We start from the raw sequence: 26,886 nt of genomic DNA, 5'->3' as shown, positions 1-26,886 counted from the left end.
TCACGATGAATCCCCAAACGCTGCAACTCATCTGCTTCTACGCCTTCAGCCTCGTCACGGTGGCCTCCGCGCTGTCGGTGATCACGCTGAAGAACACCGTGCATGCCGTGCTGGCGCTGGTGCTCACCTTCTTCAGCGCAGCCTGCCTGTGGATGCTGCTGGATGCCGAGTTCCTCGCCCTGGCGCTGGTGGTGGTCTACGTCGGCGCGGTGATGGTGCTGTTCCTGTTCGTGGTGATGATGCTCGACATCGACCTGGAGAAAATGCACGAGGGCTTCGTGAAGTTCCTGCCGGTCGGCGTGATCGTGGCGGTCGTGATGCTGGTCGAGATGCTCGGGCTGATTGGCGTGCGGGCGATGCATGCGCACGACCTGGGGGTTGATCCGGCGGCGGTGACCGGCGTGTCGAACACCGCATGGCTGGGCCAGGCGCTGTACACGAAGTTCCTGCTGCCGTTCGAGGTGGCTGCGCTGGTGCTTACCGTGGGCCTGGTGGCCGCGGTGGCGCTGACCTTGCGCGAGCGTCGCGGCGCACGTTACGAGTCCGCCAGCCGGCAGGTCAGGGTCGATCCGCGCGATCGCGTGCGCATCGTGAAGATGGACGCCGTACGCCCGTCGTCGGCCTCCGCCGACGAAGGCACCGCAGGAGAATCCAAGCCATGATTTCGCTCGCACACTACATCGTGCTCGGCGCCGTGCTGTTCTGCATTGCCGTGGCCGGGCTGTTCATCAACCGCAAGAACGTGATCGTGCTGCTGATGTCGATCGAGCTGATGCTGCTTGCGGTCAACATGAATTTTGTCGCGTTCTCGCGCTTCCTGGGCGACGTGTCGGGGCAGGTGTTCGTGTTTTTCATCCTCACCGTGGCTGCGGCGGAAGCTGCCGTGGGCCTGGCGATCCTGGTCCTGCTGTTCCGTACGCGCAGCACGATCAACATCGCCGACATCGACAGCATGAAGGGCTGAACCCATGGGTCTTTCCACGAGCGTCCTGTTGACCATCGCACTGGCGCCACTGCTTGGTTCGCTGGTGGCTGGTTTCGTCAGCCCGTTCCTCGGCCGCGCGGGTCGCGCGGTCGCCCACACCGTCACCATCGCGTGCATGATCGTGTCGGTCGCGCTGTCCTTCCAGGTGCTGTACCAGCTCACCCTGGGTGGCGCGGACAACTACAACCAGAACCTCTACACCTGGTTCCAGATCGGACAGGTCAACGCCAGTGTCGGCTTCATGGTGGACCGCCTCACCGCGATGATGCTGGTGGTGGTGGGCTTCGTCTCGCTGGTGGTGCATCTGTACACCATCGGCTACATGCGCGACGACCCGGGCTATACGCGCTTCTTCAGCTACATCTCGCTGTTCACCTTCTCGATGTTCATGCTGGTCATGAGCAACAACTTCATGCAGCTGTTCTTCGGCTGGGAAGCGGTGGGCCTGGTGTCGTACCTGCTGATCGGCTTCTGGTACAAGCGGCCGACCGCGATCTTCGCCAACCTGAAGGCGTTCCTGGTCAACCGCGTGGGCGATTTCGGCTTCCTGCTGGGCATCGCCGCGGTGCTGACCTTCCTGCACACGCTGGATTACGCCGGTGCGTTCAGCGCGGCCCCGGCGCTGGCCGGCCAGACCCTGCAGATCACGGCGAACACGCAGTGGGATGCTGCGACGGTGATCTGCATCCTGCTGTTCGTCGGCGCCATGGGCAAGTCGGCGCAGGTACCGCTGCACGTGTGGCTGCCCGACTCGATGGAAGGCCCGACCCCGATCTCGGCGCTGATCCATGCCGCGACCATGGTCACCGCCGGCATCTTCATGGTGGCGCGCATGTCGCCGCTGTTCGAGATGTCCTCGACCGCGCTGAGCTTCGTGCTGGTGATCGGCGCCACGACCGCGCTGTTCACCGGGTTGATCGGCATAGTCCAAAATGACATCAAGCGCGTGGTGGCGTACTCGACGCTGTCGCAGCTCGGCTACATGACGGTGGCGCTGGGCGTGTCGATGTACTCGGGCGCGGTGTTCCACCTGATGACCCACGCCTTCTTCAAGGCGCTGCTGTTCCTCGGGGCCGGCTCGGTGATCATCGCCATGCACCACGAGCAGGACATGCGCTACATGGGGGGGTTGCGCAAGTACATGCCGATCACTTGGATCACCATGTGGATCGGCTCGCTGGCGCTGGTGGCGGTGCCGTTTACCTCGGGCTTCTACTCCAAGGACGCGATCATCGAGGCAGTCGGTCTGTCGCATCGCTGGGGCGCGAACTATGCGTACTTCTGCGTGATGGCCGGCGCGCTGGTCACCGGCCTGTACACGTTCCGCCAGATGTACCTGACCTTCCACGGCAAGGAACGTTTTACGGTCGCCGCCTCGCATGGTCACGGTCATGACGACCACGACCACCATGAGCCGGGCGTGCTGGCGCATGCGCCGAAAGAGTCGCCGTGGGTGGTGACCGTGCCGCTGGTACTGCTGGCGATCCCCTCATTGCTGATCGGTTACGTCACCGTGGCGCCGATGCTGTTCGGCAACTGGTTCGGCAGCGCGATCCATGTGGACGAGGCCAACAATGTGCTGGCCGAACTGGGTCAGGAGTTCCACGGCGCGGCGGCGATGGCCCTGCACGGCTTCACCCAGCTGCCGTTCCTGCTGGTCGTGGTGGCCTTCGTGATTTGTACCTATATCTACGTGTTCAATCCCGCGCTGGCCGGCCGGATCAAGCAGGCGCTCAAGCCGTTGTGGACCGTGCTCGACCGCAAGTACTGGGCGGATGAAGTGGAGTACGCGCTGTTCGCCAGCGGCGGGCAGAAGATCGGGCGCCTGTTCTGGAAGTTCAGCGACGCCGGCATGATCGACGGCGTGGCGGTGAACGGGTCGGTGCGACTGGTCCATCGTGGCGCGGCGCTGATGCGGCGACTCCAGACCGGTTACCTCTACCACTACGCGTTCGCCATGATCATCGGCGTGATCGTGCTGTTTGGCGGCTATCGACTGTTCGGCAACTAGGGGAAGCAGGCTCCATGTTCAATCATCTTCTCAGTCTGCTGATCTGGCTGCCCATCGTCGGCGCGGTGCCGGTGTTGCTGGCCGGCTCCGCCCGGCCCATGCTGGCGCGCTGGCTGGCGCTGCTGATTACCATCGCGACCTTCGTGATAAGCCTGTGGCTGCTGCGCTACGACCCGGAAGGGTCGGTGATGCAGCTGCAGGAAACCCATGTGTGGATCGCCACCTGGGGCGTGCATTTCACCCTGGCGGTGGACGGCATCTCCGTCGCGCTGATCCTGATGACGACCTTCGTCGGCATCCTGGTCATCGCCGGTGCGTGGAAGGTCATCCAGAACCGACCGCACCAGTACATGGCCTGCATGCTGTTGCTGGAGGGCCTGCTGATCGGCGTGTTCTGCGCCACCGACGCGCTGGTGTTCTACGCCTTCTTCGAGGCGGTGCTGATCCCGATGTACATCCTGATCGGCATGTGGGGCGGCCCGCGGCGCGTGTACGCAACGCTGAAGCTGTTCATCTACACGTTCACCGGTTCGGTGTTCATGCTGATCGCGTTGCTGTACCTGTACCAGAAGGCGCACACGTTCGATCTGGCGACGTTGGCCGCTTTGCCGCTGACGATGAAGGAACAGGCGTGGCTGTTCTTCGGCTTCCTGATCGCCTTCGCGATCAAGGTGCCGATGGTGCCGGTGCACACCTGGCTGCCCGATGCCCACGTCGAGGCGCCCACCGGCGGTTCGGTGTGGCTGGCCGCGGTGATGCTGAAGATCGGCACCTACGGCATGGTGCGCTTCATGCTGCCGATCACGCCGGATGCCGGTGCGCACTTCGCGTGGATCGTCATCGTGCTCAGCCTGGTCGCCATCGTCTACATCGGTTACGTCGCGCTGGTGCAGGAGGACATGAAGAAACTGGTGGCCTATTCGTCCGTGGCGCACATGGGCTTCGTCACCCTCGGCATCTTCATGGCCTTCATGCTGGTACGCGAGAGTGGCAACACCGAGATGGCCAGCCTGGGCATGCAGGGCGCGATGGTGCAGATGATTTCGCACGGTTTCGTTTCCGGCGCCATGTTCACCTGCATCGGCGTGATGTACGACCGCACCCACACGCGCCAGATCAGGGATTACGGCGGCGTCATCAACATGATGCCGTGGTTCGGCCTCTTCTACGTGCTGTTCGCGATGGCGAACTGCGGCCTGCCGGGAACCAGCGGTTTCGTCGGCGAGTTCATGGTGATCCTGGCCAGTTTCAGCGCCAGTCCGTGGATCGCGTTGTTTGCCGCGTTCACCCTGATCATCGGTGCCGGCTACACCTTGTGGCTGGTCAAGCGCGTGTTGTGGGGCCCGGTGACCACCGAGCACGTCAGGCACATGACGCCGATGACCGCGCGGGAAACCTGGGTGCTGATCGGCTTTGCCGTTGCGGTCCTGGTCATCGGCGTGTGGCCGCAGCCGCTGATCCACCTGATGGACAGTTCGGTGGCGCACCTGGTGCAGCAACTTGCCGTCCACAAGATCTGAGCAGAAGCGAACATGCCCACTCTCTATGACATCCTGACCCTGCTGCCGGAGCTTTACCTGGTGGCGGCGGTGTGCCTGATCCTGCTGCTGGACGCGTTCATGAAACCGGCGCAGCGCCCGCAGCTGCACTGGATCTCCATCGTCGTGCTGCTGGTGGCGATCTACCTGGTGGTCGCCGGCCAGCCCGAGCAGACCGCCACCGCGTTCAACGGCATGTTCGTGCGCGACCACGTGGCAGAGATCCTCAAGGTCTTCGCGCTGGGCATCACCGCGGTGGTGTTCGTCTACGCGCGGCCCTACATGATCGACCGCAAGTTGTTCGGCGGCGAGTTCTACGCGTTGATGATCTTTGCCGTGCTCGGCGTGATGGTGATGGTATCGGCCGGCAATCTGGTGACGATCTACCTCGGCCTGGCGCTGCTGTCGCTGTCGTCCTACGCGCTGGTCGCGCTGAACCGCGACGCCCGCTTGCCGCCGGAGGCGGCGATCAAGTATTTCGTGCTGAGCGCGCTGGCCGGCGGCATGCTGCTGTACGGCATGTCGATGGTCTACGGCGCGTCCGGCATGGGCGGCACGCCGACGCTGGATCTGGCGCAACTGCACGGCGTGATGGCCTACACCACGGCGCCCAAGCTGCTGCTGCTGGGCTTGATATTCATGCTGGTGGGCATCGGTTTCGAGCTGGGCGTCGCACCGTTCCACATGTGGCTGCCGGACGTCTACCACGGCGCGCCAACGCCGGTGACGACCTTCATCGGCGCGGTGTCGAAGCTGGCGGCTTTCGGCCTGGCTTGGCGCCTGCTCGAGGTCGGCATGGGTGATCTCAGCCGCTACTGGCAGCCGATGCTGGCCGCGCTGGCCACTGCATCGCTGGTGATCGGCAACCTGGTCGCCATCGTGCAGACCAACTTCAAGCGCATGATGGCGTACTCGACCATCTCGCACATGGGCTACGTGTTGCTGGGCCTCTCGGCGGCAACCCCGGAAGGCTATTCGGCGGCGCTGTTCTACGTGATCTGCTATGCGCTGATGAGCGCGGCGGCGTTCGGCGTGATGCTGGTGCTCGCCCGCGCCGGGTTCGAATGCGAGGAGATCAGCGATTTCAAGGGTCTGAACCAGAAGGCCCCGTGGATGGCGTTCCTGATGCTGCTGGCAATGTTCTCGCTGGCCGGCGTGCCGCCCCTGTTCGGCTTCTGGGCCAAGGTGCTGGTGCTGGAGGCGGCGATCCACGCCGACATGCTGTGGCTGGCCATCGTCGGCGTCGTCACGGCCTTCATCGGGCTTTACTACTACCTGTACGTCATCAAGGCGATGTACTTCGATGCGCCGGAGGAAGGCGCGGTGGTGGAGGTCAAGACCGACACCTCGCTGCGTGTGGTGTTGTCGGTGAATGCCTTGGCCCTGCTTGCGCTGGGCCTGTACTGGGGGCCGCTGCTGGCGTGGTGCCAGCGCGCATTCGGCGTCTGATGCCGAGGTTGGCGGGTGGTTTCCCGGCAATGGCGACGATCTTCGTGCTTGCAAGAAACCCGCCATCCCGGTAAACTTCGTGGACTCTGATGCGGGGTGGAGCAGTCTGGCAGCTCGTCGGGCTCATAACCCGAAGGTCGCAGGTTCGAATCCTGCCCCCGCTACCAGATCTTTCTTGATGCAAGAAAGCCTCCTCGTGAGGCTTTTTTGTTGGCCGCAGGGATGCGCGGCGCAGCGCCCAGGGCGCGGTACGGGAAGTGGCACGAGGACGATTATCGGCGAGCAGGGAAATGGGCCGTTGGAGCCCATTTTTTGTTTCCGCGACCCCAGTTCAGGTGACGTGATGGATACCCAGGCTCTGGCACAGCGATTCAGCGAAGTACTGGCCGATCTCGGGCTGGAGTGCCTGGGCGTGGAGTTCACTCCGTCGCAGGGGCAGAGTACCCTGCGCGTCTACCTGGATCTGCTTGAGGCAGGTGAAGGCACGTCCGAGGAGCGTCGCGAGGTCGGCATCGAGGATTGCGAGAAGGCCAGCCGCGAATTGTCGGCCCTGCTTGACGTGGAGGATCCCATCCCGGGTCACTACGTGCTGGAGGTTTCCTCGCCCGGCATCGACCGGCCGCTGTTCACCGCCGCGCAATTCCGCAAGGCCGCGGGGCAGGAAGTGAAGGTGCTGTTGAAGGTGCCACTGGAAGGTCGGCGTCGCCTGCGCGGCAAGCTGGCCGTGGTGGAAGGCGAACACATTTCGCTCGAAGCGGAAGGCCGGATCTTCGAGTTCGACCACGGTCAGGTCGAGAGCGCACGTGTTGTGCCGGATTGGGTCGCGCTCGGCTACGCGCCGCAGCCCAAGCCCGGCGGCAGGAAAAAGTGATTGGTGCGGCCCTGCGGCCGCGTTCCACGGGTTTTGCGCTCCGGACGGGCGCGACAATCAATTATCGGGCATCCGGACGGGCGCCTACGGAGCTTGTGCAATGAGCAAAGAACTTTTGCTGGTCGTCGACGCGGTCGCCAATGAAAAGGGCGTGTCGGAGGACGTGATCTTTGACGCGATGGAGGCCGCCCTGGCCTCCGCCGCGAAGAAGCGCTATCCGGACGAGGAGCCGGATATCCGGGTGTCCATCGATCACGAAACCGGCGAATACGAGACGTTCCGCCGCTGGGAGATCATCGCCGACGACGGCGAGATGGAATCCCCGGCGTATCAGCTGCGTCTGATGGACGCGCTGGACGAGCGCTCCGACGCCCAGGTCGGCGAGTACATCGAGGAACGGATCGAGAACGCCGAGTTCGGCCGCATCGCCGCGCAGGCGGCCAAGCAGGTGATCGTGCAGCGGGTGCGCGAAGCCGAGCGCCAGCAGGTGGTGGATGCCTTTGCCGACCGCGTCGGCGAGCTGGTCACCGGCATCGTCAAGCGCGTCGAGCGCGGCAACATCTATCTGGATCTGGGCAGCAACGCCGAGGCATTCATCCCGCGCGACAAGACCATTCCGCGCGAATCGGCGCGCGTGGGCGATCGCGTGCGCGGCTATCTTTACGAGGTCAAGTCCGAGGTTCGCGGCCCGCAGCTGTTCGTGTCGCGCGCCGCGCCGGAGTTCATGATCGAGCTGTTCAAGCTGGAGGTGCCGGAAGTCGGCCAGGGCCTGGTCGAGATCAAGGGCTGCGCCCGTGATCCGGGCGACCGCGCCAAGATCGCCGTGCTCGCCCACGACAGCCGCACCGATCCGATCGGCGCGTGCATCGGCATGCGCGGTTCGCGCGTGCAGGCGGTGTCCAACGACCTCAACGGCGAGCGCGTCGACATCATCCTGTGGCACGAGAACCCGGCCCAGTTCGTCATCAACGCGATGGCGCCCGCCGAAGTGCAGTCGATCATCATGGATGAAGAGAAGCACTCGATGGACATCGCGGTGGCCGAGGACAAGCTGTCCCAGGCGATCGGTCGCGGCGGCCAGAACGTGCGCCTGGCCAGCAAGCTGACCGGCTGGCAGCTCAACGTGATGACGCAGGACCAGGTCACCGCCAAGAGCGAGGCCGAGCAGGAAGCGGCACGCGTCCTGTTCATGGACAAGCTCGAGGTCGACCAGGAGATCGCGGTCATCCTGGTGCAGGAAGGTTTCTCCAGCATCGAGGAAATCGCCTACGTGCCCAGCGCCGAGCTGCTGGCCGTGGAAGGTTTCGACGAGGACATCGTCGAGGAGCTGCGCGCGCGCGCGCGGGATGCCCTGCTGACCGAGGCGCTGGCGGTGGAGGAGGGTGTCGACGAGCACCAGCCCAGCGCCGAGTTGCTGGCGCTGGAGGGCATGGATGAAGAAACCGCCTACGCGCTGGCCGCGCGCGAAGTCAGCACGGTGGACGACCTGGCCGACCTGGCGGTGGACGACCTCATCGACATCGAGGGCATGGATGAGGAACGGGCCGCGGCGTTGATCATGGCTGCACGCGCGCCGATGATCGCGCGACTGGAGCAGGGTGGCTGAGCGCGGGCACGGCGGCGCCCTGGAAGGGTACCGCCGGGAAGAGCCCACCGGGGTTCTTCACCAGGGATGGAAAGGGCGGCGATCATCATGCCGCACGCAATGACAAGCGCGGGAACGGCGGAGCAGAGAACAGAATGTCGGACGTCACGATCAAACAACTCGCCCAGGTACTGGGCATGCCGGTCGACAAGCTGCTGACGCAGCTTGGGGAAGCGGGCATGAAATTCTCCGATCAGGAACAGGTCATCAGCAGCACCGAAAAGGTGAAGTTGCTGGGTTTCCTGCGCCGAACCCACGGCAAGGGTGAGGCAGCAGCCGAAGCCGCGGACGCGGCACCGCGCCAGATCACCCTGCGACGACGCACGGTGGGTGAGTTGAAGGTGGCCGGCTCCGGCGGTCGTGGCGCCGCCGGCCCCGCCAAGACGGTGAACGTGGAAGTGCGCGCCAGGCGCACCTACGTCAAGCGCAGCGTGATTGCCGAAGAGGCCAGCGCCGAACCCGAACGCGAGGAGGCCGTGCGCAAGCTGCAGGAATCGCAGCAGCAGCGCGAGCGCGAGGAGCGCGAGCGGCTGGATTCCGAGCAGCGCCGCGCGCAGGACGCGCGGCAGCGCGAAATCGACGAACAGCAGCGCCAGGAAGAGGCGCAGCGCGCGGAAGCGGCCGCCGAGGCAAAAGGCGTGGCGGATGCCGAGGCACCCGCCCCCGAGGCACCGGTGGACGAGATGGTCGCCGTCGATGAGACGACAGCGGATGAATCGGGCGTGCAGCGGATCGACCAGCGGGAGCTGGGCATGATCCTTCCGCGCATCCATGAGCCGCGCAAGCGCGAAAAGCTGGTCAAGCCGGCCGCCGCGCCGGCCCCGGCCCCCGCACCGGCGCCTGCATCGACCACGACCGATGCCGCGCGCGGCAAGGCGCGGCATGCTCGCGAGCGCGAGGAAGTCGGCAACAAGCATGAGCGTGACGGCAGCAAGCGTTTCGCCGGTGGCCAGATGCACCTCAGCGAAGCCGATCGTGCGCGTCGCTCGTCCAGCAGCAAGCGCGGCAAGGGTGGACGCAGCGGCGGCCGTGACCTGCTCTCGCGCGGCAGCGGCGTGGCCGGCGGCACGCATGGATTCTCCCGGCCCACCGCACCGGTGGTGCGCGAGGTGGTGGTGAGCGATACCAACGTGGTCGCCGACCTCGCCCAGAAGATGGCGGTGAAGGGCTCCGAAGTGGTCAAGGCGCTGTTCAAGATGGGCGTGATGGCGACCATCAACCAGACCGTCGACCACGACACCGCCGTGCTGGTGGTGGAGGAGCTCGGCCATACCCCGATCGCCGACACCCAGAACAACGCCGAGGAGACGCTGGCGGCGCATACGCAGAATGCCGAGCTCGAGGGCGAGAAGGTCACCCGTCCGCCGGTGGTGACGATCATGGGCCACGTCGACCACGGCAAGACCTCGCTGCTGGACTACATCAGGCGTACCAAGGTGGCCTCCGGTGAGGCCGGCGGCATCACCCAGCACATCGGCGCCTATCACGTGAAGACCTCGCGTGGCGCGATCACGTTCCTGGATACCCCGGGTCATGCAGCGTTTACCTCGATGCGTGCCCGCGGCGCTCAGTCGACCGACATCGTGATCCTGGTGGTGGCCGCCGACGACGGCGTCAAGCCGCAGACGATCGAGGCCGTCAAGCACGCTCGTGCGGCCAACGTGCCGATCATCGTGGCGGTCAACAAGATGGACAAGGACGGCGCCAACCCGGACAACGTCAAGCAGGGTCTGGTCGCGCAGGAAGTGGTGCCGGAAGACTGGGGCGGCGACGTGCAGTTCGTGCCGGTGTCGGCCAAGACCGGCATGGGCATCGAGGAATTGCTCGACGCGATCTCGATCCAGGCGGAAGTGATGGAGCTCAAGGCGGTGGCCGATGGCCGCGCCTCCGGTGTGGTGATCGAGTCGAGCCTGGATCGCGGTCGCGGTCCGGTGGCGACGGTGCTGGTGCAGCAGGGCACGTTGCGCAAGGGCGATTTCGTGGTTTGCGGCGTCGAATACGGCCGCATGCGCGCGCTGATCAACCAGTCCGGCAAGCAGGTGGATGAGGCCGGTCCGTCGATCCCGGTGCAGGTGCTCGGCTTGTCCGGCGTGCCCGAGACCGGCGACGACTTCGTCTGCGTCGAGGACGAGCGGCTGGCCCGTGAAGTGGCGCAGGAGCGCGAGCTCAAGCGGCGCGAAACGCGGATGGTCAGCAAGAGCAATCGCCTGGAAGACATCATCGCCAAGATGGGCCAGGGCGACGAGCAGCAGACGCTCAACATCCTCGTCAAGGGCGACGTGCAGGGTTCGGTGGAGGCCTTGCGCGAGTCGCTGACCCAGATCGGCAACGAGCGCGTGCGGGTCAACGTGGTGTCCTCCGGCGTGGGTGGCATCAATGAATCCGACGCCACGCTCGCCGCCGCTTCCAAGGCGCTGGTGATCGGCTTCAACGTGCGCGCCGATGCTTCGGCACGCAAGGTGATCGAGACCAACGGCCTGGACGTGCGCTACTTCTCGATCATCTACGACGTGATCGACCAGGTCACCCAGGCCGCCACCGGCCTGCTCGGCATGGAAGTGCGCGAAGACATCATCGGCATCGCCGAGGTGCGCGACGTGTTCCGCAGCTCCAAGTTCGGTGCCGTCGCCGGTTGCATGGTCACCGAAGGCCACGTCAAGCGCAGCAAGCCGATCCGCGTGTTGCGCGACAACGTGGTGGTGTTCGAGGGCGAGCTGGAATCGCTGCGCCGCTTCAAGGACCTCGTCGACGAAGTCCGCAGCGGCATGGAGTGCGGCATCGCGGTCAAGCAGTACAACGACGTCAAGGTCGGCGACCAGATCGAATGCTTCGAGCGCACGGAAGTGGCCCGCACGCTTTGACTTTGAGCCCCTCTCCCGCCGGGAGAGGGGTTGGGGTGAGGGTTCACGTCTCCGCCGAAGCCTCGGGCGGGCCCGAACCCTCATCCGCCCCTTCGGGGCACCTTCTCCCGGAGGGAGAAGGGACGTTGTCCTTCGGAGCTTTCTTATGCCTTCCCGCGATTTCAAACGTACTGACCGCATCGGAGCCGAGTTGCGCCGTGAGCTTGGCCTGCTGGTGCATGCCGCGGTGCGCGACCATGGCTTGCCGTCGGTGAGTGTTTCCGATGTCGAGATCACCCGGGACCTGGACTGGGCCACGGTATGGGTCACCGCACTGGTGCCGGAGCAAGGCCTGCCGGCAGTGAAGGCACTCAACCAGATGGGGCACGAGATCCGCCACGCGCTGGCGCACAGCGGCATGCGCATGCGGCGCGTGCCCGAACTGAAATTCAAGTACGACGATTCGGTCGACAAGGGCGAGCGCATCGATCGCCTGCTGCGCGAACAGGCGGATGCACCCAAGCCGGACGATGACGCCAGCGCGGTCTGAGTCGAGCGGCACGGCTTCGGCACGAATGAGCAAACCGTCTCGCATCCAGTACCGCGACCTGCACGGCATCGTGCTGCTCGACAAACCGATCGGCTTGAGCTCGAACCAGGCCCTGCAGGGCGTTCGCCGGCTGTTGCGCGCGGCCAAGGGCGGCCATGCCGGTGCCCTCGACCCGCTGGCCAGTGGTCTGTTGCCGCTGTGTTTCGGCGAGGCGACCAAGCTGGCCGGCACGCTGCTCGGCGCCAGCAAGGGTTATCTGGCTGAATGCCGGCTTGGCATCAGCACCGACACCGGCGACCGCGAGGGCGAGGTGACCGCACGCCAGCCGGTGCCCCGACTCGACCCCGGGCTGATCGAAGCCGCGTTGGCGCCGTTGCGCGGAGCGATCCGGCAGGTACCGCCGATGTATTCGGCGCTCAAGCAGGATGGCGAAAGGCTGTACGTGAAGGCGCGCCGCGGCGAATCGGTGGAGCGGCCGGCGCGCGACGTGGTCGTGCATCGGCTGGAGCTGCTCTCCCGCGACGGCGATACCTTGCAGTTGCTGGTGGAATGCGGTTCGGGGACCTATGTGCGATCGCTGGCGACGGATCTGGGCGCGACCCTGGGTTGCGGTGCGCACCTGACTGCGCTGCGGCGCACCTGGGTGGATCCCTTCCGCAATCCGCACATGGTCACCATGGCCGAACTCGAACAGGCGGCGGAGCAGGGCGACGAGGCGTTGCTGCGCCATCTGCTGCCGGTGGCCGAGGGCCTGTGCGACCTGCCATCGGTTCACCTGGGCGAGGCGCAGGCGATGGCCATTTCACGCGGCCAGCCGATTCAGCTTGACCCATCGGTACCCGTCGGCCGCTGCGCGGCATTCGCGCCTGATGGTGCCTTGCTTGCCGTGCTCGAACTGGACGACCTGCGTCGCAGCCGCATCCTGCGCGGCTTCAACCTGCCGCCAGCGGGCGGATTTGCCTGAAAAGCGGGCTGCGCACTTGTTGTAACACCATCGGCATCAGTAGAATAGACAAGTTATTTCAACGCTTTCACTCCAACCAGGGCGAAGCTTGCGCTTGTGTCATCTCGCGATGATGCAAGCGCAAGCTTCGCATCGCCTTTCAAGGAAACGTACAACCATGTCCCTTACCGCAGAACAGACCAGCAAGATCATTGCTGATTTCGGCCGCGTGCCGAACGATACGGGCTCGACCGAAGTCCAGGTGGCCCTGCTGTCCGCCCGCATCGACCATCTCACCGGTCACTTCAAGGATCACATCCAGGACCACCACTCGCGTCGTGGCCTGCTCAAGCTCGTCAACCAGCGCAAGCGCCTGCTCAGCTATCTGAAGGATCGCGATCTTGCGCGCTACCAGACCCTGATCGAACGCCTCGGCCTGCGCCGGTAACGCTGAGCGCCGTTCGCGGACGCGAGGATCAAGCAGCGCCCGTGCGCGGGCGCCTTTTCCAAATCAGATCAGGAAACAGTCACGTGGCAAAAGTAACCAAGTCATTCCAGTACGGTAATCACGAAGTCACGCTGGAGACGGGCGAAATTGCCCGCCAGGCATCCGGTGCGGTCATGGCCAGCATGGGCGGCACCGTGGTGCTGGTCACCGCGGTCGCTGCGACCAAGCAGAAGGAAGGCCAGGATTTCTTCCCGCTCACCGTCGACTACGTCGAGAAGTTCTATTCCGCCGGCCGCATTCCCGGCGGCTTCTTCAAGCGTGAAGGCCGTCCGACCGAGAAGGAGACGCTGACCTCGCGCCTGATCGATCGCCCGGTGCGCCCGCTGTTCCCGGACGACTTCAAGAACGAAGTGCAGGTCATCGCGCAGGTCGTCTCGCTGAACCCTGAAGTCGACGGCGACATCGTGGCCCTGCTCGGCGCCTCCGCCGCGCTGAGCCTGGCCGGCATCCCGTTCAAGGGCCCGATCGGTGCCGCACGCGTGGGTTATGCCAACGGCAAGTACCTGCTGAACCCCTCGCAGACCGAGCTGAAGACTTCCGACCTCGACCTGGTCGTCGCCGGCACCGCCGGTGCCGTGCTGATGGTGGAATCCGAAGCCAAGCTGCTGTCCGAAGACGTCATGCTCGGCGCGGTGATGTTCGGCCACCAGCAGATGCAGACCGCAATCCGCGCCATCGCCGAACTGGCCACCGAGGCCGGCAAGCCGTCGTGGGATTGGCAGGCACCGGCGCGCAACGAGTCGCTGGTCGCCGCCGTCAAGGGTGCGGTCGGCGATCAGCTGGCCACCGCCTTCCAGGTGCGCGACAAGCTGGAGCGTCGCGACGCGATCGCCGCGATCAAGGCCGACGTGCTGGCCGGGCTCAAGGCGCAGGCCGAGGAGAACGGCTGGTCCACCGCCGCAATGGCCAAGGAGTTCGAGGAACTCGAATACCACACCATGCGCGACAGCGTGCTGAAGACCAAGGTGCGCATCGACGGTCGCCAGCTGGACGACGTGCGCGCGATCACCGCCCGTGTCGGCGTGCTGCCGCGTACGCACGGTTCGGCACTGTTCACCCGCGGCGAAACCCAGGCGCTGGTCGTCATCACCCTGGGCACCACGCGTGACGCGCAGATCATTGACGCCCCCGGCGGCGAGTCGAAGGACCCGTTCCTGTTCCACTACAACTTCCCTCCGTTCTCGGTGGGCGAAGCCGGCCGCTTCGGTGCGCCGAAGCGTCGCGAGATCGGTCACGGCCGCCTCGCCAAGCGCGGCGTGCAGGCGGTCAAGCCCAGCATCGAGGAATTCCCGTACGTGGTGCGCGTGGTCTCGGAAATCACCGAGTCCAACGGCTCCTCGTCGATGGCCTCGGTGTGCGGTTCCTCGCTGGCGATGATGGATGCCGGCGTGCCGTTGAAGGCGCCGGTGGCCGGCATCGCGATGGGCCTGGTCAAGGAAGGCGGCGACTTCGTCGTGCTGTCCGACATCCTGGGCGACGAGGATCACCTCGGCGACATGGATTTCAAGGTGGCCGGCAGTGCCGAAGGCATCTCCGCGCTGCAGATGGACATCAAGATCGACGGCATCACCGAAGAGATCATGAAGGTGGCGCTGGAGCAGGCCAAGCGCGGTCGGCTGCATATCCTCGGCGAAATGGGCAAGGCACTCAGCTCCGCCCGCACCGAGATGAGCGAGTTCGCCCCGCGCCTGATCACCATCAAGATCCACCCGGACAAGATCCGCGAAGTGATCGGCAAGGGCGGCGCCACCATCCGTTCGATCACCGAAGAGACCGGCACCACGATCGACATCAGCGATGACGGCACCATCATCATCGGCTCGGTCAATCGCGAGGCGGGCGAAGCGGCGAAGAAGCGCATCGAGCAGATCACTTCCGACGTCGAGCCGGGCCGCATCTACGAGGGCAAGGTCGCCAAGCTGATGGACTTCGGCGCATTCGTCACGATCATGCCGGGCAAGGATGGCCTGGTGCACGTGTCGCAGATCTCCGACGAGCGCGTCGAGAAGGTCTCCGACAAGCTGAAGGAAGGCGACATCGTCAAGGTCAAGGTGCTGGAAGTCGACAAGCAGGGCCGCATCCGCCTGTCGATGAAGGCGGTGACCGAGGAAGAGCGCGCCAGCGTCTGAACCTCGCGCCGAGATGTTTCCTGCAAGGCCCGGCCGATGCCGGGCCTTGTTCGTTCCGGCGCCGGCGATTTTGTGCAACACGCTTTTGCTAGGATGGATGCATCTTGCACGAGGATGCACCGATGGCCGATCCGGCGAACGATTTCATCAAGGACTACCAGGCGTTGGCGCAGCAGTCGTGGGATGCTTGGACGCGCCAGTTCCAGCCATCGCCCGCAGCCAATCCGTTCACCCCCCCGCCGGCGCCTGCGGCCGGCAACGACACGCTGGAGCGCACGCTGGCCGGGCTGAAGGGCTATTTCGACTGGATGCAGGCAGCCGCCAGCGGTGGCGCGGCCCAGCCGGCCCCGGACTGGCGTCAGCAGTTGCAGCAGATGTTCGGTGGCGCCAGCCAGCCCTTCGCGCAGGCGTTCGGCGGCATCGACAGCGCCGGTGCCGAGGGTTTCATGCGGCAATGGCAGTCGTGGCTGCAGGCGGCTCGACACAGCGGTTTCGCCGACCTGGCCGGAGCGCAGGGACCGACCCCGGCGTTCGGTCTGAACCGCGAGCAGCAGATGCAACAGCAGGCGCTGGCCACGGCCTTGATGGCCTCGATGCAAGCCACCGCCCGCTACCAGGAGCTGATCCAGCGCGCCAACGCGCAAGGCATGCAGCGTCTGCAAGGCAAACTGGCCGAGCCGGGCCGTCAGGTCGACTCGCTGAAAGCGCTGTATGACTTGTGGGTGGACGCCTCCGAAGAGGCCTATGCCGAGATCGCGTTGTCCGATGAGTTCCGTGGCGTTTACGGCGAGATGGTCGACACGCAGATGCGCGTGCGCCAGCTGCAGCAACAGCAGACCGAACAGCTTTGCCAGCAGCTCGGCGTGCCGACGCGCAGCGAGGTATCCAGCCTCGGCGAGCGGCTGCAGGCCTTGCGCCGCGAGGTTCGCGCCAGCCACAGTGCTGTGGCCACCGATCATGCTGACGAGATCATGGCCCTGCGTCGGGAGCTGGCGGCGCTGAAACGTCAGTTGGCCGAGCGCCCGGCACCGGCGATGGCGAAAAAGGAGGTTGCGGCCAGGCCAGCGGCCGCCGCGAAGAAGGCACCGACGAAAGCCGTGCGCAAATCCACGCCCAAAACCGTACCCAACCCGCGCAAGCGCAAGTAAAGGAGACTCGCCATGCAAACGCCATTGCGCATCGACCCGGCCCGGGCGCTGGCCGACATCGCCATCTTCCAGCGCAAGCTGGCCGCCGGCATGGCCAACCTGCGCAACATGCACGAGCCCGAGTACGCCAACACACCGCGCGAACTGGTCTACAGCGAAGACAAGCTGAAAGTGTGGCACTTCACCGGTCACGGCAAGGCGACGTCGAAGACCCCGCTGCTGATCGTCTACGCGCTGGTCAACACGGTGTGGATGACTGACCTGCAGGCCGACCGCTCGATGGTGCGCAACCTGCTGGAGCAGGGCGAGGACGTCTACCTGATCGACTGGGGCTATCCCGACGGCGCCGATCGCTGGCTGACCCTGGACGACTACATCAACGGCTACCTCGATCGTTGCGTGGATGCGGTGCGCGCGCGCCACGGTCTGGAGGCGATCAACCTGCTCGGCATCTGCCAGGGCGGCGCGTTCTCGCTGTGCTACACCGCGCTGCATCCGGACAAGGTGAAGAACCTGATCACCATGGTCACCCCGGTGGACTTCCACACGCCGGACAACATGCTGTCGCATTGGTGCCGCAGCATGGACGTCGACCTGTTCGTCGACACCATGGGCAACATCCCCGCCGGTCTGATGAATTATGTCTACCTCACGCTGAAACCGCTGCGGCTGAACCAGCAGAAGTACATCGGCATGGTCGACATCCTCGACAACCCGGCCGAGCTGGAGAACTTCCTGCGCATGGAGCGCTGGATCTTCGATTCGCCCGACCAGGCCGGCGAGGCGTTCCGCCAGTTCATCAAGGATTTCTACCAGGGCAACAAGCTGGTCAAGGGCACGCTGGAGATCGGCGGCCACAGCGTGGACCTGGGCATGATCACCCAGCCGGTGCTGAACATCTTCGCCGAGCAGGATCACCTGGTACCGCCCGACGCCTCGCGCGCGCTGGGCAAGCACGTCGGTACCACCGACTACACCCAGCTCGCGTTCAAGGGTGGTCACATCGGTATCTATGTATCCGGCCGCGCGCAGCGCGAGGTGCCGCCAGCGATCCACCAGTGGTTGCGCCAGCGCGACTGAGTCGCGCGCCTGCATGTGATCGCCTGTCGTGCGGAATCCGTGCACGACAGGCGATAATCAGCGGATGACTACCTCCGCCGATACCCACGATTCCATTCGCGCCGTGCAATGGCAGGGCGACCATCTGCGCCTGCTCGATCAGCGCCTGCTTCCGGCGCAGGAGCACTGGATCGAATGCCGCGATGCGGCACAGGTGACCCAGGCGATCCGCGACCTGGCCGTGCGCGGCGCGCCGGCCATCGGCATCGCCGCCGCCTGGGGCGTGGCGATGGCGGCGCAGCAGGGCGTGGCACTGGAACCGGTATTGGCGCAGTTGCGTGCCGCCCGGCCCACCGCAGTGAACCTGATGTGGGCGCTGGACCGGATGAAGAAGCGCATCGCCGCAGGCGCCGATGCCGCCGCGCTGTTGCGCGAGGCGCAGGCGATCCAGGACGAGGATCTGGCCGCCAATCGCCGCATGGGCGAGCTGGGTGCGGCATTGATCGCGCCGGGCTCGGGCGTGCTTACCCATTGCAATACCGGTTCGCTGGCCACCGCCGGATATGGCACTGCACTTGGCGTGATCCGCGCCGGTGTCGCCGCCAACCGGATCGTCCGCGTCTACGCCGGCGAGACGCGTCCGTGGCAACAGGGCGCGCGGCTGACCATGTGGGAACTGGTGCGCGAGGGTATCCCGGCCCAGCTGATCGCCGACTCTGCCGCTGCACACCTGATGAAGTCCGGCGCGGTTCAGTGGGTGATCGTCGGCGCCGACCGCATCGCGGCCAACGGCGACACTGCCAACAAGATCGGCACCTACCAGCTGGCGATCGGCGCGAAATACCACGGCGTCAAGTTCATGGTGGTGGCGCCCTCATCCACGGTAGACATGGCGACCGCCAACGGTGAGGAAATCGAGATCGAGCTGCGTGACCCGGCCGAGCTTCTCTCCAGCGGAGGCAAGCGCGTGGTGGTGGAGGGCGCGCAGGCGTGGAACCCGGTCTTTGACGTCGCGCCCGCCGAGCTGATCGATGCGATCGTCACCGAGCGCGGCGTGATCGAACGACCTGACACGCTGTCGATGCAGGCGATGTTCGGGCACTGATTTCCAGGGTTATGACGTTGCCTCGCACCGCCGTCGCGGCGCTCGCCGTGCTTGTCCGGTGGCCGTCGACGCGACCTGGCCAGGGGCTTCCACGCCCCGCGCGCTGCTCAATTCTTGAGCACATTTCGGACGCCCTTGTGCCGGCGTCGCGATGGCGCTGCAAGTCATTGATTTAAATGGTTTAAAACCTGTCGTTTTGTAGCCATCCGTGCTACAATTCACAGGTTGATTTCGGGTCGCTCGCGCATGCGCTTGAGACGCGGCGCCAGCGTCCTTTTTTTGTCTACAGGGAAGCCAATCAATGGCAGAAACCGCCAAAGAAATCATTCGCGTCAACATCGAAGACGAGATGCGTCAGAGCTACCTCGATTACGCGATGAGCGTGATCATCGGACGCGCGCTTCCCGATGTACGCGATGGGCTCAAGCCGGTGCATCGCCGCGTGCTGTTCGCGATGAACGAGCTGGGCAACGCCTGGAACAAGCCGTACAAGAAGTCGGCCCGCGTGGTCGGTGACGTGATCGGCAAATACCACCCGCATGGCGATCAATCGGTCTACGACGCGATCGTGCGCATGGCCCAGCCGTTCTCGCTGCGCTACCTGCTGGTCGACGGCCAGGGCAACTTCGGTTCGGTCGACGGCGACAACGCCGCCGCCATGCGTTACACCGAGGTGCGCATGTCGCGCCTCACCCACGAACTGCTGGCGGACATCGACAAGGACACCGTCGACTTCGGCTTCAACTACGACGAGAGCGAGCGCGAGCCACTGGTGCTTCCTTCGCGCGTGCCGAACCTGCTGGTCAACGGTTCGGCCGGCATCGCGGTGGGCATGGCCACCAATATCCCGCCGCACAACCTCAACGAGGTGATTGCGGCGACGATCGCGCTGATCGACGAGCCCGCGCTCTCGATCGACCAGCTGATGCACTACATCCCGGGCCCGGATTTCCCGACCTACGGCATCATCAATGGCTCGTCGGGCATCATCGAGGCGTACCGCACCGGCCGCGGCCGCATCCTGGTGCGCGCGAAGGCCGAGATCGAAACCGAGTCGAACGGACGCGAGACGATCATCGTCCACGAACTGCCGTACCAGGTGAACAAGGCGCGGCTGATCGAAAAGATCGCCGAGCTGGTCAAGGAAAAGAAGCTCGAGGGCATCAGCGAGCTGCGCGACGAGTCCGACAAGGACGGCATGCGCATCGTCATCGAGATCCGCAAGGACGCGATGGGCGACGTGGTGCTGAACAACCTGTTCCAGCAGACCCAGCTGCAGGTCACTTTCGGCATCAACATGGTGGCGCTGCTGGATGGCCAGCCGAAGCTGCTGAGCCTCAAGGACATCCTCGAGGCGTTCATTCGTCACCGCCGCGAAGTGGTCACCCGCCGCACCATCTTCGAGCTGCGCAAGGCCCGTGCCCGCGCGCACATCCTCGAAGGCCTCACCGTGGCGCTGGCCAACATCGACGAGATGATCGAGCTGATCAAGACCTCGTCGTCGCCGGCCGAGGCGCGCGAGCGCATGCTGGCGCGCAAGTGGCAGCCGGGCATGGTGGGTGCGCTGCTGTCCGCTGCCGGCGCGGATGCCTCGCGGCCGGAGGACATGGACCCGCGTGACGGCCTCAAGGCCGACGGCTACCAGTTGTCCGACGTGCAGGCGCAGGAAATCCTGGCCATGCGCCTGCATCGCCTGACCGGGCTGGAGCAGGAAAAGCTCTCCGACGAATACCGCCAGATCCTGGAAACCATCCGCGGCCTGATCGAGATCCTGGAAAACCCCAATCGCCTGCTGGAGGTGATCCGCGAGGAACTGGAGGCGGTGAAGGCGGAGTTCGGCGACGCCCGGCGTACCGAAATCCAGCATTCGCAGGAGGATCTCAACGTCCTCGACCTGATCGCTCCGGAAGACATGGTCGTCACGCTGTCGCATACCGGCTACGTCAAGCGCCAGCCGGCCAGTATCTACCGCTCGCAACGGCGCGGCGGCAAGGGCCGCTCGGCGTCCGCCTTGAAGGACGAGGACGTCGTCGAGCAGCTGTGGGTGGTCAACACGCACGATACCCTGCTCACCTTCACCAGCACGGGCCGCGTCTACTGGCTCAAGGTCTACCAGATTCCCGAGGCCGGCCCCGGCGCGCGCGGCAAGCCGATCATCAACCTGCTGCCGCTGGGTGGGGGCGAGAAGGTGCAGGCGGTGCTGCCGATCCGCGAGTATGCGGAGGATCGTTTCGTGTTCTTTGCCACGAAGCACGGCACGGTGAAGAAGACCCCGCTGACCGAGTTCGCCTTCCAGCTGCAGAAGGGCAAGCTGGCGATCAAGCTGCATGACGACGATGCACTGGTCAACGTGGAGCTGACCGATGGCGACAGCGACATCCTGCTGTTCGCTTCCAACGGCAAGGTCAATCGTTTCGACGAGAACACCGTGCGCTCGATGGGTCGCACCGCCGCTGGCGTGCGCGGCATGAAGCTGGTCGGCGGCGCCGAGGTGGTATCGCTGATCGTCGCGGCGGAAGGCGACATCCTCACCGCCACCGCACGCGGCTACGGCAAACGCACCGAACTGGCCGAGTTCACCAAGAAGGGGCGGGGCACGCAGGGCGTCATCGGCATCCAGTGCTCGGAGCGCAACGGCCCGCTGGTCGGGGCGGTGCAGGTCACTGAAGCGCACGAACTGATGCTGATTTCCGACCAGGGCACCCTGGTGCGCACGCGCGTGGCGGAGGTTTCGCAACTTGGCCGCAATACCCAGGGCGTCACCCTTATCCGCCTGCCCGCCGACGAAACGCTGGTCAGCGTGATGCGGCTGGAAGCGGAGGAGGGCAACGGCGACGAGTCCGGCGAGGGCGAGGCGCCGGCGGGCGACACGGGACCGGCCGGGGGACTTCCCGTCGGGGACGAGTGAAGCGCTCGTCCTGAAACGAAAGGCCCCGGCAAAACCGGGGCCTTTCGTCATCCGGGGCGCGCGAGTCGGGTACTTCTCAGCGATGGTCCAGGGTCGCACCGGTCAGCAGGCCACGGGCCAGCATGCTGCATTGGCGGCGGAACACCAGCAACTGCCATTGGCGCCCACCCACCTGGCGCCACAGCACCGCCGAGCGCATCGCGGCCAGCAGGTTTGCGCGCACCCGTTCAACTACTGCCGGCTGCTGCAACTGCTGCGGATTACCGCTGACCATCACTCGAGGCCTCAGCGTGGACAGCGTGGACGCGTACAGTTCGGCAAGGCGGCCGCTGACCTGGGTCGAGTCCTGCCCGAAATGCTCGACCTGGCGCTGCGCGGCCAGGATGCCCTGCTGCAGTTTCTCCATCAGTTCGGGGCGGCCGGAAAGGCTGCGCTCCAGCCGCATCACGGTGACCACCATGCGGGTCACCGACATGTCGCGTTCGCTCTCGTCCAGTTGGGCAACCAGGTTGCGCAGGCCGAGCCGGAGGTTGGAAACACCGCCGTACACGGCCACGACCGAGGGCGCGTCGATGCGGAAGATGCTGGCCACGCCGGCCTGCATGGCCGTATCGTCACAGCGCCCCTCATTGGCCAGTTGCTGGGCCAGCGAACAGGCCTGGAACAGCCCGGCGAGGGCGAGCACGCGTTCCTCGTTCATGCCGAAGGTTTCAAACACGGATTTGCGATTCCTTGAAGTGCGCTGTGGAGGTGGAGGCTGGCGGCAGCCCGCCATAAGCCGCATCGGTCGCCATGATCACCGCGCCGCCGAGACAGACCTCGCCAGCATAGAAGACCACCGATTGCCCTGGCGTGACGGCCCGTTGCGGCACGTCGAAGGTGACAGCGAGACCGGCCTCGCTCACGCTGACCGAACAGGCCTGATCGGCCTGGCGGTAGCGCGTGCGGGCGGTGCAACGAAACTCCGCGGCAGGTGGTGCGCCGGCGATCCAGTGCGGCACTTCGGTCTGCAGTCGCCGCGACAGCAGCCAGTGGTTTTCGCCACCCTGGGCGACGATCAGTACGTTGGCCGGTACGTCCTTGCCCACCACGAACCAGGGTTCGCCGCTGGCGCCATGCCGGCCGCCGATGCCCAGTCCATTGCGCTGGCCCAGGGTGTAATACATGACGCCCTGGTGCTCGCCGACCCGATGGCCGTCAGGCGTGCGCATCTCGCCCGGGCGCGCGGGGATGTACTGCGCCAGAAAGCTGCGGAAATCGCGTTCGCCGATGAAGCAGATGCCAGTGGAATCCTTCTTTGCATGGGTCGGCAATGCCGCGTCACGCGCGAGGGCGCGCACCTGCGTCTTTTCCAGGTCGCCCAGCGGGAACAGCGTCGCCGCCAGCGCCTGCTGGCCCAGCGCATGCAGGAAATAGCTCTGGTCCTTCGCCGCGTCCCGCGCCCGCAACAGCCGGTAGCGTCCGTCCACGCAATCGACACGGGCGTAATGCCCGGTGGCGATGCGCTCGGCACCGAGCGCGCGAGCCTCGTCCAGGAAGGTGCGGAACTTGATTTCCCGGTTGCACAGCACGTCCGGGTTGGGTGTACGGCCACGACGGTATTCGGCGAGAAAGTGCTCGAACACGCCATCCCAGTACTCGGCGGCGAAATTGCGCGCATGGAACGGGATGCCCAGTCGGCCGCAGACCGCCACCGCGTCCCTGCGATCGGCGTCGCTGGTACACGGGCCGTCACGGTCGTCCTCTTCCCAGTTCTGCATGAACAGGCCTTCGACGTCGTGGCCTTGCTGTTGCAGCAACAGGGCAGCCACCGACGAGTCGACGCCACCGGAAATACCCAGCATCACCTTCATTCGCGCGACCCTCCGCGCACCCAGCTCAGGCTGGACAGCGGCAGCCGCTGCCCGGCCAGCCAGGCATCGATGCTGGTCAGCACCAGCGGGCTGCGCAGGCGCTCGCCGAGGCCGGCGATTTCGTCGCGGGTCATCCACAAGGCGCGGCGGATGCCGGTGTCCAGCGGACGGCCGGCGTCGTGCTCAACTGCCCGGGCGGCGAAACTGAAGCGGATCACCGCCTCGCCGTGCTCGCTGCTGCGCCATTGCTGCACGCCGATCAGGTGCTGCAGTTCGACCGTCCAGCCGGTCTCTTCCAGCGTCTCGCGCACGGCCGCGGCGGCCAGCGTCTCGCCATCCTCAAGATGCCCGGCCGGCTGGTTGCAGACCAGTCGGCCCGCGACCTCTTCCTCCACCATCAGATAGCGCCCGGCGTCAGTCACCACGCATGCCACGGTGACGTGGGGGCGCCAGATCTCGGGGCGGGGCGTGGGGTCGGCCATCAAAAATGCAGGGGTGGAAAAACGTCCATTGTGCCACTACCTGAAGGAAACGCTGGCGCGCAGGGCGGGATCGGCGGCGCGTATACTTTGAACCGAAACAAGTACCTCCCACGAAATCATGGCCAACGAAAACGAACATGAGCAAGACAGCGGCCGCGGCCTGGCGCTGGAAACCGCCAAGCCCGAGGTGGCTCGCCCGCCACTGTTTCAGGTACTGCTGCTGAACGACGATTTCACACCGATGGACTTCGTGGTGGAGGTATTGCGCAGTTTCTTCGGCCTGGACCAGAAACAGGCGGTACAGATCATGCTGCACGTCCATACCCGTGGGCGCGGCGTGTGCGGCGTGTTCACGCGGGAAGTGGCAGAAACCAAGGTCACCCACGTCAACGAATATTCACGCTCGCACCAGCACCCGTTGTTGTGCACTATGGAAAAGCTCTGAACGCCCCCATTTCGTGCTCATCGCGGCGTTGAAGGCCGCCCAACAAGCTAGCGGAGACGATCCGAATGTTCAGCAAGGATCTGGAAGTCACCATCGGCCACTGCTACAAGCAGGCCCGCGAACAACGCCATGAGTTCATGACGGTGGAGCACCTGCTGCTGGCGCTGACCGAGAACCAGTCGGCGCTGGGTGCCTTGCGCGCCTGCGGCGTCGACCTGCCGCGCCTGGCCGGCGAGCTGACCCGCATCATCGGCGAGACGGTGCCGGTGCTGCCGCCGGGCGACGAGCGCGACACGCAACCCACGCTGGGCTTCCAGCGGGTGCTGCAGCGCGCCGTCTACCACGTGCAGTCGTCCGGTCGAAAGGAGGTCACCGGCGCCAACGTGCTGGTGGCGATCTTCGGCGAGAAGGACTCGCATGCGGTGTTCTTCATGCACCAGCAGGAGATCACCCGGCTCGACGTGGTCAACTACATTTCCCACGGCATCGCCAAGATCGGCGACGAGCCGGCCGCCGGTGTGGCCGGCGGCGAGCGTGAGGGCGAGGAGGGCGGCGAGCCGAAGGGCAACCCGCTGCACGAGTTCGCCAGCAACCTCAACGAGCTGGCGCTGGAGGGCAAGATCGACCCGCTGATCGGCCGCGCCGACGAGATCGAGCGCACCATCCAGGTGCTGTGCCGCCGGCGCAAGAACAATCCGCTGTATGTCGGCGAGGCCGGCGTGGGCAAGACCGCCTTGGCCGAGGGCCTGGCCAAGCGCATCGTCGACGGCGAAGTGCCCGAGGTGCTGGAGAGTGCCACCATCTGGGCGCTGGATCTCGGTGCACTGGTGGCCGGCACCAAGTACCGCGGCGATTTCGAGAAGCGCCTCAAGAGCGTGATCGCGCAGCTCAAGAAGCAGCCCGGCGCGATCCTGTTCATCGACGAGATCCACACCATCATCGGCGCCGGCTCCGCTTCGGGCGGCACCATGGACGCGTCGAACCTGATCAAGCCGATGCTGGCTTCGGGCGAATTGCGCTGCATCGGTTCGACCACGTTCCAGGAATACCGCGGCGTGTTCGAGAAGGATCGCGCACTGGCCCGCCGCTTCCAGAAGATCGACGTGGTCGAACCGACCGTGGCCGACAGCGTGGAGATCCTCAAGGGCCTGCGTTCCCGCTTCGAGGAACACCACCATGTCGCCTACACCAACGACGCGCTGAAGGCGGCCGTCGACCTGTCGGTGAAGCACATCCCCGACCGGCTGCTGCCGGACAAGGCGATCGACGTGATCGACGAGGCTGGCGCGCGTCAGCGGCTGCTGCCGGAAGACAAGCGCACCGGCACCGTGGACGTCAGCGAGGTCGAGTACATCGTGGCCAAGATGGCACGCATTCCGGAGAAGCAGGTCTCCGCTTCCGATCGCGACGTGCTGCGCAACCTCGAGCGCAACCTGAAAATGGTGGTGTTCGGTCAGGACCCGGCGATCGAGGCACTGGCCGCGTCAATCAAGATGGCCCGCTCGGGCCTGGCCGATCCGTCCAAGCCGATCGGCTGCTTCCTGCTGGCCGGCCCGACCGGTGTCGGCAAGACCGAGGTCACCAAGCAGCTGGCAATGCAGCTCGGCATCGAGATGATCCGCTTCGACATGTCCGAGTACATGGAAGGGCACTCGGTGTCGCGCCTGGTCGGCGCTCCCCCGGGCTACGTCGGCTTCGACCAGGGCGGCCTGCTGACCGAGGCGGTGACCAAGCATCCGCACGCGGTACTGCTGCTCGACGAGATCGAGAAGGCGCACCCGGACGTGTTCAACATCCTGCTGCAGGTGATGGACCGCGGCGTGCTCACCGACACCAACGGCCGCGAGGCGAACTTCAAGAACGTGGTGGTGGTGATGACCACCAATGCGGGTGCGGCCATTGCCTCCCGACGTACCATGGGTTTCGTCGAGCAGAAGCACGAGTCCGATGCAATGGAAGTGATCCGCCGCATCTTCACGCCGGAGTTCCGCAACCGGCTGGATGCGATCATCCAGTTCGACTCGCTGGATTTCGAGCACATCCTGCGCGTGGTCGACAAGTTCCTGATCGAACTGGAAAGCCAGCTGACCGAGAAGAAGGTGAGCCTGGACGTGGGCGCCGATGCCCGCCGCTGGCTGGCCGAGCACGGCTTCGACCCGCAGATGGGCGCACGGCCGATGGCGCGGGTGATCCAGGAGAAGGTGAAGCGGGCGTTGGCCGACGAGCTGCTGTTCGGCAAGCTGGTCGACGGCGGCGTGGTCACGCTGAGCGTGGCCGATGGCGAGCTGAAGGTCGAGTGCAAGGCTGCCGCCAAGCTGCCGGCCATCGTCGAATGACGCCCGGCTGATACAGGTGTCGGAAAAGCAGAAAGCGGCGCATGGCGCCGCTTTCTGCTTTCTGCGGTACCGCCCTGCAGG

The 26,886-nt window shown here is 65.3% G+C and carries 21 protein-coding genes and 1 tRNA gene; 19 read left to right on the top strand and 3 right to left on the bottom strand.

All coding sequences use genetic code 11. The features are described 5' to 3' along the window. The first annotated feature begins 5 nt into the window (after nt 1–5). From B1991_RS02695 to gyrA, 17 genes are all read left to right on the top strand, one after another. On the top strand, nt 6–662 hold the full coding sequence (locus B1991_RS02695; protein WP_136257168.1) for an NADH-quinone oxidoreductase subunit J: 657 nt from the start codon (nt 6–8) through the stop codon (nt 660–662). Next, on the top strand, nt 659–964 hold the full coding sequence (gene nuoK, locus B1991_RS02690) for an NADH-quinone oxidoreductase subunit NuoK (protein WP_136257167.1): 306 nt from the start codon (nt 659–661) through the stop codon (nt 962–964). The genes B1991_RS02695 and nuoK overlap by 4 nt, the downstream gene beginning before the upstream one ends. A gap of 4 nt (nt 965–968) precedes the next feature. Next, nucleotides 969–2,996 carry an NADH-quinone oxidoreductase subunit L gene (nuoL, locus tag B1991_RS02685; RefSeq protein WP_136257166.1) on the top strand — a complete coding sequence of 676 codons (2,028 nt, stop codon included), beginning with the start codon at nt 969–971 and terminating at the stop codon, nt 2,994–2,996. A 14-nt stretch (nt 2,997–3,010) separates the two neighbouring features. Further along, complete coding sequence (locus tag B1991_RS02680; RefSeq protein ID WP_136257165.1) at nt 3,011–4,516, top strand: complex I subunit 4 family protein; 1,506 nt, start codon at nt 3,011–3,013, stop codon at nt 4,514–4,516. A gap of 12 nt (nt 4,517–4,528) precedes the next feature. Further along, on the top strand, nt 4,529–5,983 hold the full coding sequence (gene nuoN, locus B1991_RS02675; RefSeq protein WP_136257164.1) for an NADH-quinone oxidoreductase subunit NuoN: 1,455 nt from the start codon (nt 4,529–4,531) through the stop codon (nt 5,981–5,983). A 90-nt stretch (nt 5,984–6,073) separates the two neighbouring features. Continuing rightward, nucleotides 6,074–6,150 (top strand) — tRNA-Met (locus B1991_RS02670). A 176-nt stretch (nt 6,151–6,326) separates the two neighbouring features. Beyond that, the gene (locus B1991_RS02665) at nt 6,327–6,854 is read left to right on the top strand and encodes a ribosome maturation factor RimP (RefSeq protein ID WP_168709562.1); all 528 of its coding nucleotides are present in this window, start codon (nt 6,327–6,329) and stop codon (nt 6,852–6,854) included. Nucleotides 6,855–6,954: 100 nt separating this feature from the next. Then, nucleotides 6,955–8,460 (top strand): transcription termination factor NusA, encoded by a 1,506-nt coding sequence (nusA, locus tag B1991_RS02660; RefSeq protein WP_136257162.1) that lies wholly within the window; start codon nt 6,955–6,957, stop codon nt 8,458–8,460. 134 nt (nt 8,461–8,594) lie between these two features. Further along, complete coding sequence (gene infB / locus B1991_RS02655; protein ID WP_136257161.1) at nt 8,595–11,360, top strand: translation initiation factor IF-2; 2,766 nt, start codon at nt 8,595–8,597, stop codon at nt 11,358–11,360. A gap of 145 nt (nt 11,361–11,505) precedes the next feature. After that, nucleotides 11,506–11,889, top strand: a complete 384-nt coding sequence (gene rbfA, locus B1991_RS02650; protein WP_136257160.1) for a 30S ribosome-binding factor RbfA — start codon at nt 11,506–11,508, stop codon at nt 11,887–11,889. Between the two features lie 25 nt (nt 11,890–11,914). Continuing rightward, nucleotides 11,915–12,853 carry a tRNA pseudouridine(55) synthase TruB gene (gene truB, locus B1991_RS02645; protein ID WP_136257159.1) on the top strand — a complete coding sequence of 313 codons (939 nt, stop codon included), beginning with the start codon at nt 11,915–11,917 and terminating at the stop codon, nt 12,851–12,853. A 157-nt stretch (nt 12,854–13,010) separates the two neighbouring features. Further along, a complete protein-coding gene (gene rpsO, locus B1991_RS02640; RefSeq protein WP_136257158.1) occupies nt 13,011–13,280 on the top strand; it encodes a 30S ribosomal protein S15 in 270 nt (89 codons plus the stop codon). An 83-nt stretch (nt 13,281–13,363) separates the two neighbouring features. Continuing rightward, nucleotides 13,364–15,469 carry a polyribonucleotide nucleotidyltransferase gene (pnp, locus tag B1991_RS02635; RefSeq protein ID WP_136257157.1) on the top strand — a complete coding sequence of 702 codons (2,106 nt, stop codon included), beginning with the start codon at nt 13,364–13,366 and terminating at the stop codon, nt 15,467–15,469. Between the two features lie 122 nt (nt 15,470–15,591). After that, the gene (locus B1991_RS02630; RefSeq protein WP_136257156.1) at nt 15,592–16,617 is read left to right on the top strand and encodes a poly(R)-hydroxyalkanoic acid synthase subunit PhaE; all 1,026 of its coding nucleotides are present in this window, start codon (nt 15,592–15,594) and stop codon (nt 16,615–16,617) included. A 12-nt stretch (nt 16,618–16,629) separates the two neighbouring features. Next, nucleotides 16,630–17,697 (top strand): class III poly(R)-hydroxyalkanoic acid synthase subunit PhaC, encoded by a 1,068-nt coding sequence (locus tag B1991_RS02625; RefSeq protein ID WP_136257155.1) that lies wholly within the window; start codon nt 16,630–16,632, stop codon nt 17,695–17,697. 64 nt (nt 17,698–17,761) lie between these two features. Next, nucleotides 17,762–18,781 (top strand): S-methyl-5-thioribose-1-phosphate isomerase, encoded by a 1,020-nt coding sequence (gene mtnA, locus B1991_RS02620; protein ID WP_136257154.1) that lies wholly within the window; start codon nt 17,762–17,764, stop codon nt 18,779–18,781. 301 nt (nt 18,782–19,082) lie between these two features. Next, the gene (gene gyrA / locus B1991_RS02615; RefSeq protein ID WP_136257153.1) at nt 19,083–21,689 is read left to right on the top strand and encodes a DNA gyrase subunit A; all 2,607 of its coding nucleotides are present in this window, start codon (nt 19,083–19,085) and stop codon (nt 21,687–21,689) included. Nucleotides 21,690–21,765: 76 nt separating this feature from the next. On the opposite strand, the gene hflD is transcribed toward gyrA, so the two are convergent. Genes hflD through B1991_RS02600 form a run of 3 tightly spaced genes read right to left on the bottom strand, consistent with a single transcriptional unit; the run spans nt 21,766 to nt 24,024 of the window. After that, nucleotides 21,766–22,389, bottom strand: coding sequence for a high frequency lysogenization protein HflD (gene hflD, locus B1991_RS02610; protein WP_136257175.1), 624 nt, complete (start codon nt 22,387–22,389; stop codon nt 21,766–21,768). Nucleotides 22,390–22,399: 10 nt separating this feature from the next. Then, on the bottom strand, nt 22,400–23,542 hold the full coding sequence (gene mnmA, locus B1991_RS02605; RefSeq protein WP_136257152.1) for a tRNA 2-thiouridine(34) synthase MnmA: 1,143 nt from the start codon (nt 23,540–23,542) through the stop codon (nt 22,400–22,402). Further along, nucleotides 23,539–24,024, bottom strand: coding sequence for an NUDIX hydrolase (locus B1991_RS02600; protein WP_136257151.1), 486 nt, complete (start codon nt 24,022–24,024; stop codon nt 23,539–23,541). Before B1991_RS02600 ends, mnmA begins: the two co-directional genes overlap by 4 nt. A 118-nt stretch (nt 24,025–24,142) precedes the next feature. On the opposite strand from B1991_RS02600, the gene clpS reads away from it, so the two are divergent. Both clpS and clpA read left to right on the top strand, forming a co-directional pair. Further along, entirely contained in the window at nt 24,143–24,469 is a 327-nt protein-coding gene (clpS, locus tag B1991_RS02595) for an ATP-dependent Clp protease adapter ClpS (protein WP_136257150.1), read from the top strand. Between the two features lie 65 nt (nt 24,470–24,534). Further along, nucleotides 24,535–26,805: an ATP-dependent Clp protease ATP-binding subunit ClpA gene (clpA, locus tag B1991_RS02590; RefSeq protein ID WP_136257149.1), complete on the top strand. Its 2,271-nt coding sequence runs from the start codon at nt 24,535–24,537 to the stop codon at nt 26,803–26,805. Nucleotides 26,806–26,886 lie beyond the last annotated feature (81 nt).

The organism is Rhodanobacter lindaniclasticus (assembly GCF_004799035.1).
Lineage (GTDB): Bacteria > Pseudomonadota > Gammaproteobacteria > Xanthomonadales > Rhodanobacteraceae > Rhodanobacter > Rhodanobacter lindaniclasticus.
The sequence above is the reverse complement of the archived record's forward strand: the minus strand, read 5'-3'. Positions and strand labels throughout refer to the sequence as shown.